This is a genomic window from Bacillus sp. KH172YL63 (assembly GCF_011398925.1).
Taxonomy (GTDB): domain Bacteria; phylum Bacillota; class Bacilli; order Bacillales; family Bacillaceae_B; genus Rossellomorea.
Genome location: NZ_AP022842.1, coordinates 1,441,078 through 1,453,671, shown reverse-complemented (window position 1 = coordinate 1,453,671; position 12,594 = coordinate 1,441,078). Strand labels below are relative to the sequence as shown.

General features: G+C 45.3%; 10 protein-coding genes. All 10 read right to left on the bottom strand.

Translation table 11 applies throughout. The features are described 5' to 3' along the window. Window positions 1-73: 73 nt before the first annotated feature. Window positions 74-784, bottom strand: coding sequence for a DUF881 domain-containing protein (locus KH172YL63_RS07250; protein WP_173105479.1), 711 nt, complete (start codon window positions 782-784; stop codon window positions 74-76). Then, on the bottom strand, window positions 759-1,544 hold the full coding sequence (locus KH172YL63_RS07245; protein WP_173105478.1) for a cell division protein FtsQ/DivIB: 786 nt from the start codon (window positions 1,542-1,544) through the stop codon (window positions 759-761). The genes KH172YL63_RS07250 and KH172YL63_RS07245 overlap by 26 nt, the downstream gene beginning before the upstream one ends. Before the next feature lie 765 nt (window positions 1,545-2,309). Next, on the bottom strand, window positions 2,310-3,410 hold the full coding sequence (spoVE, locus tag KH172YL63_RS07240) for a stage V sporulation protein E (RefSeq protein WP_173105477.1): 1,101 nt from the start codon (window positions 3,408-3,410) through the stop codon (window positions 2,310-2,312). Window positions 3,411-3,522: 112 nt separating this feature from the next. After that, window positions 3,523-4,872: a UDP-N-acetylmuramoyl-L-alanine--D-glutamate ligase gene (gene murD, locus KH172YL63_RS07235; protein ID WP_173105476.1), complete on the bottom strand. Its 1,350-nt coding sequence runs from the start codon at window positions 4,870-4,872 to the stop codon at window positions 3,523-3,525. Beyond that, window positions 4,873-5,847, bottom strand: a complete 975-nt coding sequence (mraY, locus tag KH172YL63_RS07230; RefSeq protein WP_173105475.1) for a phospho-N-acetylmuramoyl-pentapeptide-transferase — start codon at window positions 5,845-5,847, stop codon at window positions 4,873-4,875. Beyond that, a complete protein-coding gene (locus tag KH172YL63_RS07225; protein WP_173105474.1) occupies window positions 5,844-6,248 on the bottom strand; it encodes a hypothetical protein in 405 nt (134 codons plus the stop codon). Before KH172YL63_RS07225 ends, mraY begins: the two co-directional genes overlap by 4 nt. Before the next feature lie 2 nt (window positions 6,249-6,250). Continuing rightward, on the bottom strand, window positions 6,251-7,711 hold the full coding sequence (locus tag KH172YL63_RS07220) for a UDP-N-acetylmuramoyl-L-alanyl-D-glutamate--2,6-diaminopimelate ligase (RefSeq protein WP_173105473.1): 1,461 nt from the start codon (window positions 7,709-7,711) through the stop codon (window positions 6,251-6,253). A gap of 198 nt (window positions 7,712-7,909) precedes the next feature. Then, a complete protein-coding gene (locus tag KH172YL63_RS07215; RefSeq protein WP_232066141.1) occupies window positions 7,910-9,826 on the bottom strand; it encodes a stage V sporulation protein D in 1,917 nt (638 codons plus the stop codon). Window positions 9,827-10,024: 198 nt separating this feature from the next. Continuing rightward, window positions 10,025-12,217: a penicillin-binding protein gene (locus KH172YL63_RS07210; RefSeq protein WP_173105471.1), complete on the bottom strand. Its 2,193-nt coding sequence runs from the start codon at window positions 12,215-12,217 to the stop codon at window positions 10,025-10,027. Beyond that, entirely contained in the window at window positions 12,217-12,585 is a 369-nt protein-coding gene (gene ftsL, locus KH172YL63_RS07205) for a cell division protein FtsL (protein WP_173105470.1), read from the bottom strand. The genes KH172YL63_RS07210 and ftsL overlap by 1 nt, the downstream gene beginning before the upstream one ends. Between the last annotated feature and the right edge of the window lie 9 nt (window positions 12,586-12,594).

Genomic DNA, 12,594 nt, shown 5'->3' with positions numbered 1-12,594 from the left:
TATTGCACCTTACTTTCACATCTGACCCGGACTGGGGCAGGCAATTGATCGTTTGTCACCATCATAGGCCTGCTTAGGATTCACCTATCTTGGGCTCTAAAATAACTGAATTCTCCTTCTTCAGTTCGAAAATGATATTATCATTCACAAGCTGATCCTTTACTCCGCCTGTGATATTCATGGCAGAAGACAATACATCCGGATCACCGATCGCCGTCACTTCAAACGGGGCAGGATATTCAATCCCATCAACCTTGATGACCGGACCATTGCACAATATGTAAGAATCGTGACTGAGCCTTTGTCCATTGATTGCAACCGCGGAAGCACCCGCAATATATAACTCATTGATCACCTTGAATACATGGTGTTCATGGACAATATAGTTATTCGCGTTTTCTTCCTGCGGGTCATATTGGGCATCAGACAATGTGACTGTCACACCCGGTCCCTTGACCTTCGTTTTCCCGAGATACATCCGGTACTTCTCGGCATCCTCTGCCAGGTTGAAGTAAATTTGTTTCTCTTTGGAAAACTCCTTTTCCATATTGACGACCTTTTCCTGTTTCTCATAAAGTTCTTCCTGAAGACGATTATTCTTCTGCTGAAACTCCAGGATCTGATCTCTTAACGCCTCTTCCTGCTTCCACTGACCGTTTGTCCGGCTCCCTTGATCACTTTGTTCAGAGTTTGCCAGACTGAATGAAAATGCAAGGATGAAGCCCAATACCAAACATACAAGAGAGAGGACTACATGCTTACCTCTCACCCTCATCCTCTTCATCGCTTTGTTCACCTTCCGTTTCGTATGCCCTGAAATATGAACCAACCTCTAAATCAATGATTCCTTTAACAGAGGGATCTAATTGACTTACAATAGAAGGATAGTGGACCATCTTCTCAGAAAAACTTCTGATCGTCGCACTTACTTCATATCCGTCATTCATAAACAGGATCAGATGAAATTGATCGGTTTTCTTCGGATCGAGATTCACCTCTGAAATCAGGTGCTGAACCTCTTCAGGAAGTTCACCCAGCTCTTTCACCATTTTCTTCAGGACGTCATCTTCTTCGAACCCCCTCAATAATGGGGCATCGACCGGTATCGACTCCGTACCCTTATCCAGGACTTCCCCGTTTTCAAGAATGACGAAGAATTTATTCTTCTTCGATAGATACGCTTTTTTACTATATTCACGGATCTTGATCTCGTATGTGTTCGGAAATGAAAGCTTCACTTCCGCATCCTTCACTTCAGGAAGTCCTTTTAGTTGATCCACTGTTTTGTTTTTGTTGACACTCCATACATTCATGCCTTTGTCAATTCCACTTTCCAGAAGAACCTCCTGATTCGGAATAAGCTCATTCCCGGAGACCTTCACTTCCTTCACATGACTCAGCGGTGACTGGAAATACACGACAGAAAGAATCATGAGCATAAATAAAGAAAGTAAGAACAACAGCCTGCGGTTTGCTTTCTTTTTTCTGTGTTGTTTTAATTTCGGGATCCGATCTTCAATGGAAACAACATTTTCTTTTTTCATTTCGTTCTCCTCAATTTCACTTTGAATTCATCAAGGCGTGCGATCTTGCCCACGTCTTATAATGAAAGTACTCTTTACATTGGGATACCTTCTATTTTATACGAAGATTATGGATGTTGAAAGAGAAACAGAACGTAATTTATTGCCATACACCACTTTTCAATCAATCTTTAATAAATAGAGTTGCAGGGATTCCCGGTTACGTAAAGGTAAGGAAATTGCTTAAGATGGATTATTCATACCACTTTTACGTTATGTACAGCCTTCTTAAAGGTGTCCATCCTATGTAATTCACTGTAAGACTCTATTTTAAACAACAATGCAGGCATAAGGAATGCATGTCATTGAATTGTAAAAGTTTTGGTTAACAACAGTAACAAACTCTCCTTATTTTTGAAAAGGCCTGATTATCATGTATTACGTATATGTAATATATTGTAACATCCCATCCTCCTTTATCCTATTATTATTTCGATAAAATCAGTGATTTCAACAGCCTCTCCGGAATTCCCCTGATAGACTCATCAACCTGCACGCCGCCTTCATTTCATTCCCCCCACGCACGATGCTCATTCAAGTTCCTGAAAAGGTGATATAAGAGAGTTAAATTAGACAAAAGCTGTATAAATCTTCCCCTTGCCGAGTGTGAAGGAGACATTTCCCTGCCCTCCTCCTGAAAAGGAATGGTCTTTTCACAAAAAAACGGACGGATTCAGCTAATCATGCTGAATCCGTCCGGAATTCCATGTATTTGTTTTTATAGCGCTAGTTCCTTGTATAACGGCTGATATTCAGCAACACGCCGACAGCCATCAACATCAAGGTGAGTGATGATCCCCCGTAGCTGAGAAATGGAAGGGTGATTCCGGTAACAGGCATGAGGCCGGTCACGACCCCTACATTGATCATCACCTGAATCGCAATCATCGTAACGATGCCAAGGGCAAGGAACGTCCCAAACAAGTCCGGTGCCCCCAGTGCGATTCTGATCCCCCTCCACAAGATCAAGGAAAACAGAAGCAACACGAGTGTCCCGCCTATAAAGCCCAGTTCTTCGGCCAGGATCGCAAAGATGAAATCGTTCTGCGGTTCGGGCAGATAAAAGAATTTCTGTCTGCTCTGTCCGAGACCCAGTCCGAATAATCCCCCTGGACCGATGGCATAAAGTGACTGAATGATTTGAAAGCCGCTATTCAGCGGATCCTCCCACGGGTCAAGAAAAGAAGTGATCCGCTTAATCCGGTATGGTGCGGAAATAACGAGGCCGACAAATCCAAGCACACCGATCATCCCAAGTCCGACAAAATGTTTGATCCTTGCTCCTGAAATAAAGATCATGACAACTGACGTCCCGACCATCACCGTCCCCGTACCGAGGTCCGGCTGCAGCATGATCATCCCAAATGCCGTAAACACGAGCAGGAGGGCCGGCAGTACCCCTTTCCTAAAGGAAGTGATGTACTTTTGGTTTTCAGAAAGGTATTTAGAAAGGAATGCGATCATGGCCAGTTTCATAAATTCTGAAGGCTGGATCGAGAACGCTCCGACCCCGATCCAGCTTCTTGAACCATTCCGCAACACCCCTATACCCGGAATCAAAACGAGCACAAGTAAGACGAAACAAATGATGATGATGATCTTTGCCCAGTTCCTCCACGTCCAATACTCGACATTCATGATGAAGAACATGGCAAACAGTCCCACACCGGCAAAGAGCACCTGCCTTTTCGCAAAGAAAAAGGAATCATCAAATTTGTAATCCGCCCAAACGGCGCTTGCACTGTATACCATGATCAATCCAATCGCAAGTAAAGTCAGTGTTACCACAATGAGTATAAAATCGGGGGTCGATTTTTTTAAGGGCAATCTTAAACACCTCGAATAGACAAATTTAGAGCCGTTCGAGCAAAGTCAATGACTGATGTTGGATGGAATGACTGGTTGAAAAGGTTGGATGCTCTTTATGGACAAGCCCTTATTAAAGCTTATGCACTGCGTCAATAAAAATGTCACCGCGTTCTTCAAAAGTTCGATATTGATCCCAACTCGCACATGCAGGAGACAATAATACAACATCCCCTTTGTCCGCATGTCCGAAAGCAACCGGAACAGCTTTTTCCACATTATCGACAGGAATGATCGTTTGTATCCCTGCCTTCTCTCCTGTTTTCACGAACTTCCCGGCCGTTTCCCCAAAGGTGATCAACACTTTCACATTTTCTAAATAAGGAAGGAGCTCATCAAACTCATTCCCCCGGTCCAATCCCCCTGCGAGCAGGATGGTAGGCGACTCAAATGCATTCAGTGCACTTTTCGTGGCAAGTATGTTCGTCGCTTTGGAATCATTATAAAATTTGATGCCATCCACTTCTCGGACGAATTGAGTACGGTGCTTCACCCCTGCGAACGTACCCAGCACCTTCTCTATGCTTTGATTGGACACGCCGTAAATTTTGCTTGCAGCGATCGCACACAGGATATTTTCTAGATTATGTGCGCCTGGTAATACGATGGAATCTAATGAAACAATCCGCTCTTCCCTGAAGAAGATGGCTCCGTCTTTTATATAAACGCCGCCTTCCACTTCTCCCTTCGTGGAAAATGGAATCACTTGGGCTTTTGTGAATTTTACGGTTTCATAGACATGTTCCTGGTCGCCATTGATGATCAAGTAATCCTTTTCGGTCTGATTCCTCGTGATATTGGCTTTTGCTTTCCAATATTCATTGATTTCACCATGGTAATCAAGATGGGCATCATATAAGTTTGTAATGATGGCAATATGGGGTGCAAACTCTTCGATTCCCATGAGCTGGAATGAAGAAAGCTCTACAACCATCTTTTCATGCGCTTTCGCATGCTGTGCAACTTCAGAAGCGACAGTCCCGATATTTCCGGCGATGAGCGGATGCTTCTCATCTTCTTTCAGCATGTCAAACAAAAGGGTGGTTGTAGTGGTTTTCCCATTGGTACCTGTGATCCCGATCATTTCTGCCTCAGAGATCAGGTAAGCAAGCTCCACTTCCGTCAGTACAGGGATGTTTTTTTCAATTGCTTTTTTTATCAATGGATTGTGATAAGGGATGCCCGGATTCTTTACCACATATTGAAACCCTTCATCCAATAATTCAATCGGGTGGCTTCCGCATATCACTTTGATTCCTTCTTGCAATAACCCCTGTGCCTCGGGATTTTCTGATAAAGGCTTTTGATCGTTCACCGTTACAAATGCATCTAGCTTATGTAGAAGAGAGGCTGCACTTACCCCACTTTTCGCCAAACCCAATACCAGGACTTTTTTATGTTTAAACTTTGTAATGTTCTTCAATTATACCCACACCTCAATATAGATTCCTAAAACGGCCAAAAGCAGCCCCACGGTCCAGAAAGTCACGACGACGCGCCATTCTGACCAACCTACCAGTTCGTAGTGATGATGAAGGGGACTCATCTTGAAAATCCGTTTTCCGGTCGTTTTGAATGAAGCAACCTGAAGGATGACAGAAAGGGTTTCGATCACAAAGACCCCACCAATCAAGATCAACAGGATTTCCAGTTTCGTCAAGATGGCAATTGTGGCGATGGCGCCGCCGAGTGCAAGCGAGCCTGTATCCCCCATGAACACCTTGGCGGGATGAGCGTTGAATACCAGGAATCCGAGTACGGCACCGACTACGGCTACACCGAAGATGGCCACATCATACTGTGATTGATTCCATGCGAGTACAGCCAGGGCACCGAAAGCGATCGCGCTTGTACCGGATACCAATCCGTCCAGGCCGTCTGTCAGGTTGACTGCATTCGAGAATCCAACAAGCCAAAAGATAATGAACAGACAATAAAACCAGCCCAGCTCAATCGAAAGGTCGGTAAGTGGGATGGATACGGTCGTCGGAAAATCATTCTGCTTGAAAATAAGATAAAAAATGACCGAAATGACAATCTGCCCAAGTAATTTCTGCTTGGACGTCAATCCGAGATTCCTTTTCATGACGACTTTAATGAAGTCATCAAGGAAGCCGAGCAAACCAAACCCTACAGTCACAAGGATCATTAAGTAGGTTTCAGGACCTGGATCAGAATATTTACCAGTCATCACGAACGTCGTGATGACGATCGCTAAAATAAACACAATACCGCCCATCGTCGGTGTTCCCGTCTTTTTCTGATGGGATTCAGGGCCTTCATCACGGATGCTTTGTCCGAATTTCAGCCTTCTCAGGAAAGGAATAAAAACCGGGGCAAGCAATACCGTTATGAGAAATGCCATGACGATTGTAAATAGAATCACTTGTTCCATCATTTTGATTGCCCCCCTTTCCAAGTTTTGCTTTCATGTTGAGTTTGATGCATTTCAGATTCATTGCTAAATATAAACTTCGTCATAATTTCCCACTTTTCTTGATTGTAATTTTGATGATAATGTTTCTTTAATTTTACATATGCAGCCTGTATATCTTCAACGATAAATAACGGAAAGTGATTGGGAACAAAAGACGGCACCGTGGCATCCTTCAGCCAAAAGGAAGCAATCGCGCCTTTTTCAATGCTTTTAAAAAGGTCGCTCCCACCACCGTCAGGGACGTACAGTCCCTTCTTCATGTCCACCCTAGTTGAATTTGAAACTACTAAAAATGTAAAACCAGGCAAATGGATTCCTTTGGTGACAGGGAATAATTTCTTCACATCATCATAAAAGAGCATCTCTACATCCCCTTTAAGATGCTTCGTGCGACTTCCCGGTCGTCAAAGTCGTATACCTGTTTGCCGATGATCTGGTACGTTTCATGACCTTTCCCGGCGATCAGCACGACATCGTCTGCCTTCGCAAGGCCGACCGCTTCTTTGATCGCGTCTTTCCGGTCTATGATCAATTGATACTGTTTACCGACAACACCGGCCTCCATATCCTTTAAGATCTGCTCCGGCGACTCTGTCCTTGGATTATCCGAAGTAAAGATGGCATAATCTCCATATTCGCAGGCAATCTCGGCCATGATCGGCCTCTTGATCCGGTCTCTGTCCCCACCGCATCCGACGACGACAATGACACGGCCTTTTGTGATCGTCCGTATCGTTTCCAACACATTCTTCAATCCGTCTGGTGTGTGGGCATAGTCCACAATGACAGAGAAGGGCTGGCCTTCAGAAACGGTTTCAAAACGCCCCCTGACCCCTTCTGCCCCCTCGAGTATCCTGGTGCTGTCTTCAATCCCGATGCCTGCAGCAGAAGCGGTTGCGATTGCGGCAAGGGCATTATATACATTGAATTGTCCTGCCAGCCTCAGAACCATCTCTCTCTCACCAAAAGGGGTGACAAGGGTAAAGCTTGATTCCGATGCTCTTAAAACGATGTCTTTCGCTTGAAAATCAGCCGAAGCAGACATACCGTATGTAAAAACATGGGCGGCAGTAGAACGTATGAAATAATCAGCTGCATCATCGTCTTTATTGATAATCGCATATTTTGGTGATTTCTTAAAATAAGTATTCCCTAATTGAGAAAACAATAAGCCTTTTGCGTTGCGATAGTCCTCCATGGACTTATGATAATCAAGGTGATCTTGAGACAGATTTGTAAACACTGCTATATCATAGTCGCACCCCTGCACCCTTCCTTGGTCGAGAGCATGGGAGGAAACTTCCATGATCGCAGATGTGGCGCCTTTATCAAGGAAGCGCCTAAAGGTTTGTTGCAGAGTCAAACTGTCCGGCGTCGTATTATGACTGACCTGCAGCTCTTCCCCTACTTTGATGTGCAAAGTGCCGATCATCCCCGTTTTCATACCGCACCGTGAAAACACCTGGTCAATCAGATGTGTTGTGGTCGTCTTACCATTCGTACCCGTCACCCCGACCAAAAGAAGTTGATGGGAGGGCTGCTTATAGAAGTTATCTGCCAGGACCGCCATGGCTTTCTTCGTATCAGGGACAATGATGACTGGAACGTCTGCCTTCACTTCCCTCTCAGCGAGAATCGCGGCTGCCCCGTTTTGACAGGCTTCGCCTGCAAGTGCATGACTATCGATTTCCAATCCGTTTATACAAATAAATAAATCCCCATTCCCCACTTTTTTATGATGATTGGAGATATTTGATATGACTGGATTCCCTTCACCCTGGACTGAGAAAAATGGCAGTACTTCCAGCAAAGTGTGCAATCTCATCTTTTCAACTCCTTACAGGCAGAAAGCAACCTTTTTTTATTTTACAAAAAAACACGCGTGAAAGCTATCAACCTTTTAACTTAGATCAATCTTTTTTCCACGTACTCAATTCGACCCGGGACTCTCCTTCATCATTTAAGCCCCGGGCACAAATGGTGAGTATATCATGTATTCTTGTAGAAGTGGCGTTTTTTACATTTATTCTGACATATATACCCTCACCTTGGATCCCTGTTTGATTTTGACACCCGGATCCGGGGACTGACTCACCACTTTATCCCCTGTTCCACTTATATCAAGATCGAGGTTCACAAGTTGTTCCTGCAGCTCACTTTTCGTCAGACCGATTAAATCCGGTGTTTCTACCAACGGGATATCTGTCCAGGTCAGTTCTTTTTCAATCTGCCCTTTTCTTTTCGGTACACCCATTGCTTCGAGACTGTCCCCGATGATGCTCCCCCCAATCGGTGCCGCTACCACTCCACCGAACTGAATCGTCCCTTTCGGATTGTCGACGGCAACATAAACGACGATTTCAGGATCATCCGCAGGCGCGACACCCATAAAAGATACGATGTGATTGTTTTCAAGGTATTTTCCATCCTTCGCTTTCTGTGCGGTCCCTGTCTTCCCACCGACCCGGTAGCCATCTACATAAGCTTTCTTACCGCTTCCCTTTGCCACGACACTTTCAAGGGCTTCGCGGATTTGTTTGGATGTTTCCTCCGAAATGACACGTTTCTTTGCCTGCGGGGTCTTCCTCATCACCACTTCCCCGGTGGCCGGATCGATCAATTCTTTTGCAATATAAGGCTGATACAATATCCCGCCGTTGACTGCTGCAGATACGGCCGCGACCTGCTGGATCGGTGTGACGGCCACCCCTTGGCCGAAAGCTGTCGTTGCCTGCTCAACCGGTCCTACACGGTCGAGGTTGAACAGGATCCCCTTTCCTTCCCCCTGAAGGTCGATTCCTGTCTTCTCACCAAACCCAAAATCATCAATATAGCTGAATAATGTCTCTTTACCCAATCTCTGACCCAATTCAACAAACCCAGGGTTGCATGAGTTTTGTACCACTTCCAGGAACGTCTGGGTTCCATGACCGCCCCGCTTCCAGCAGTGAAGGGTCGATCCTGCCACTTCTATATGGCCCGGGTCATGAAAGGTCTCTTTATAAAGATCTACCTTCTTCTCTTCGAGCGCAGCGGCCAGTGTAATGATCTTAAACGTGGATCCGGGCTCATAGGTGCTCCATATCGGGAGATTCCTGTTGTAGATTTCCTGGGGGACATTTTGAAAGTTCGCCGGGTCAAACGTCGGTCTGCTCGACATGGCCAGTATTTCACCCGTCTTCGGATTCATCGCAATCGCCATGATTCCATCCGGATCATAGGTCGCCTGTGCAATATCCAGTTCCCTCTCTACAATCGTCTGTACCTTTGTATCGATCGTTAACTTTAAATCAAGACCATTCTCTGGTTGCTCAAAATCATCCGCCATGTCAGGCATTCTCTTCCCTTTTGCATCCGAGAAGAATTTCACGTATCCTTTATCTCCGCTGAGTTCTTCATCATATGAAAGTTCAAGGCCCATCAGCCCCTGATTATCAATACCTGCAAAACCAAGGACATGAGACAGGTAGCTTCCATATGGATAATAACGCTTGGAATCTTCCCCTAAATAGACACCCTTTAAATTCAAATCCCTTACTTCTTTCGCTTTCTCGTATGAGATCTTCCTTGCTTCCTTGATCAGCACCATATTGGCTTTCTGTGTTACATATTTATATGCAGTTTCCACTGAAATATTAAGAGCGGCCGCCAGTTTATCCGCCGTCCCCTGTGGATCGGTGATTTGTCTCGGGACGACGAAAATCGTCGGGGCACTTTGATTCCCGGCGAGTTCAACCCCATTTCGGTCGACAATCTTCCCCCGCTCAGGTTGAAACGGAATATTCCGACTCCACGAATCTTTAGCCAAACCGGTCAGCCAGTCCCCTTTGAAAAACTGGACATACCCAAGCCTGATATCAATGATGGAGAAAATCAAGACACCAACTACCAGGGCTACAGCCAACCTTTTCCTTACCGTTACATTGGATACTCTTTTCACGAATGGAACCTCCCCTTCTATGGCTCGTTCCATTATATGCTTGGACACATGGGGGTATGTTTGAAATCACTGAAAGCAGGACCTTTGGGTCTGGAAATAAAAAAAGAGTGACCCGGATGAAAAACCATTTCCAGCAGACCGGTTCCAATTCGGAACAGGTCTGACAAACGGCTTTCATCCGGTCGTCACCCTTTTCTATTAGTTGAGGGGCGCGTCTTCCTCTTCTTTAGGAGCAGACGCTTCTTCTGGTGTTTTAAAGTTCACGACCAGAGGCTCATCTTTTTTCACCTTCACCCCAGGCTGGATATTCTGGCTGACGGCATAGCCATTTCCAACCATATTGATCTTCAGACCAGCAAGGTTCGCCACCTTGAACACATCTCTCACTGACCAGCCTTTCATGTCCGGCAAGGTAATGTCACCGTCTGTTCTGATGATCACTCTCTCCCCTTCAAGAAGGTCACTTCCTGCCTGGGGAAGCTGTTTTACTACAATCGATCCATTCCCGACAACAACCGGTGAGACCCCGGCTTGTTCGAGTGTTTTCTTCGCTTCTTCCACTGTCAGATCTTGTGTATCTGGCAGGGATTGCTTTTTCAGGCTCACATCTTCCTGAGGTTTAATGTTTAAATATTTCAGGCTGTTTTGCATCACCGGCCTAAAAATTGCTGAAACTGGATCCGATCCTATCTCGATATCTTCCAATTCAGGCTGCTGCACCCCGACATATACAATCAGTTGAGGGTCGTCAATCGGCGCCATGCCCATGAATGAGAACAGGTAATTTTCCTTCCCTCTCATATATTGACCGTTTTCCGGATCAGGTATTTGACCTGATCCGGATTTCCCGCCGACCCGATAGCCTTCGATTGCAAACCTCGTACCGGTTCCATTTTCTGCTGTAACGGTCGTTTCAAGGTATTCCCTTGTCTTCTTGGCCGTTTCTTTCGTAATCGGGCTCCCTGATACTTCCGGCTTTGTCTCTTTGATCACTTTTTTCGTGTTTGGATCGACAATCTTGGAGATGACGTAAGGTTTCATCATCTTTCCGTCATTGGCGATCGCTGACTCTGCCTGGATCATTTGGAGCGGAGTCACGGTGGTCCCTTGACCGAAAATGGTCGTATATTTCTCAATCGGATAATGATAAAGGATCGAACCGCTCGCTTCATTCGGCAATCCTACATTTGTCCGCTCACCAAAACCAAAGGCATGGAGGTATGTTTCATATTGCTTGAAGCCTATCTTATCAAGCAGGTTCGCAAATGCCACATTGGAAGATCTCTGGACACCTTCAAGATATGAAATAGTCCCCCAGCCCACTCCTGCATTATGATCACGAATCGGGTTAGGCACATTTTCTACATAATACTTACCTGACTGATACAATTCATTGGGGTTGAATTTCCCTTCATTCACCGCAGCTGCGAGAGAAAATGACTTCATCGTCGAACCCGGCTCATAGGTGTCTTCTACAATGATATTCGTCCAGTTATCCAATAATCCGACCCTGGAGTCCGGATGGAAGGTAGGTCTTTGTGACATGGCAAGGATTTTGCCTGTTTTCGGATCAGATACGATCGCAAACATTTTCTTCGGCTTGTACTTTTTGTCGACTTCATTCATCGCTTCTTCAAGGAATGTCTGGATTTTCTTATCAATCGTCAAATAGATGTCGTCGCCGTCTTCCGGCGGGGTGACGTGTTCATCTGCATTCGGAAGCAGATACCCCCACACATCGCTTTTATAGGAAACGGAACCATCTTTTCCTTTTAATACATCATTAAAGCTTGCTTCTACACCCATCTTTCCTACAGTCGTAGAGTCTCCATCTTTTGAGGTCACCTTTTGAGCAAAGCCAATCAGATGGGAAGCGAAAGAACCATTCGGATAGAAACGCTTCGCTTCTTTTCTGAAAGTGATGCCCGGCAGATTTTCTTCTCTTATTTCAAGCATCATCTGATGAGATAAATCCCGCCCGGCAGAACCGAATTCCACTTGATAGGCACCGTCTTTATTCAAACGTTCATAGATTTCACTCTCGTTCATATCAAGGAATTTTGCCAGTGTGCCGGCCGTTTTGCGGGGATCTGTCACATGTTTCGGCTTTTTCGGATCGCTTGTGACACTCGGATCCAAGATCGCCACCAGCGTATAAGCAGATGTATCCTCTGCTATGACTTCACCCTTCCCGTCATAGATCGTTCCTCTGTGAGCCTCAAGTATATTACTTTTAATATATTTCTTGGCAGCCTGGGAAGCCAGTACCTGACCCTCAGCTTCCCCTGTGACCTGAATTGTGACGAAGCGAACCATTAATACAAAAAAGAGCAAGCCGAAAATCCCGAAAAGGATGGCTGCCCCTATGTTCATACTTGGTCTCTTTTTCATTATTGTTCAACAACCTTAACATTCTTCTCTTTCAAGTTAAGACCGAGCTCCTTGGCTTTTTCCAAGATGCGTTCGTAGGTGCTCAGTTCACTCACTTGCAATTTCAGGTCGTTGTTCGCTTTTTCTTGTTTTTCAATGGTGGATTCCACATGCTGGACCTCTTTATTCACATCATAAATTGCCGCCTGTGTGGACACGATTTGTACAGCTAAGAAACAGAATATCATGGCAAATACCGCCACAAGGATTTTTTCCCCCGGTGTGATGCCTGACCGTCTTTCTTCCCTAAGGCGTTGAGGTTTGGCTTGAACGGATTGATAGGATTTCTCCACTTTTTGCTGCTCATAATTTCTGGCTAAGTTACTCACAATTCTCCC

What these genes read in the sequence shown, in the direction of transcription:
- KH172YL63_RS07220 (WP_173105473.1), bottom strand. Translation starts at nt 7,711, where the DNA reads ATGAGATTGCACACTTTGCTGGAAGTACTGCCATTTTTCTCAGTCCAG.
- KH172YL63_RS07245 (WP_173105478.1), bottom strand. Translation starts at nt 1,544, where the DNA reads ATGAAAAAAGAAAATGTTGTTTCCATTGAAGATCGGATCCCGAAATTA.
- mraY (WP_173105475.1), bottom strand. Translation starts at nt 5,847, where the DNA reads ATGATGGAACAAGTGATTCTATTTACAATCGTCATGGCATTTCTCATA.
- KH172YL63_RS07225 (WP_173105474.1), bottom strand. Translation starts at nt 6,248, where the DNA reads ATGCTCTTTTATGATGATGTGAAGAAATTATTCCCTGTCACCAAAGGA.
- KH172YL63_RS07250 (WP_173105479.1), bottom strand. Translation starts at nt 784, where the DNA reads ATGAAGAGGATGAGGGTGAGAGGTAAGCATGTAGTCCTCTCTCTTGTA.
- KH172YL63_RS07210 (WP_173105471.1), bottom strand. Translation starts at nt 12,217, where the DNA reads ATGAAAAAGAGACCAAGTATGAACATAGGGGCAGCCATCCTTTTCGGG.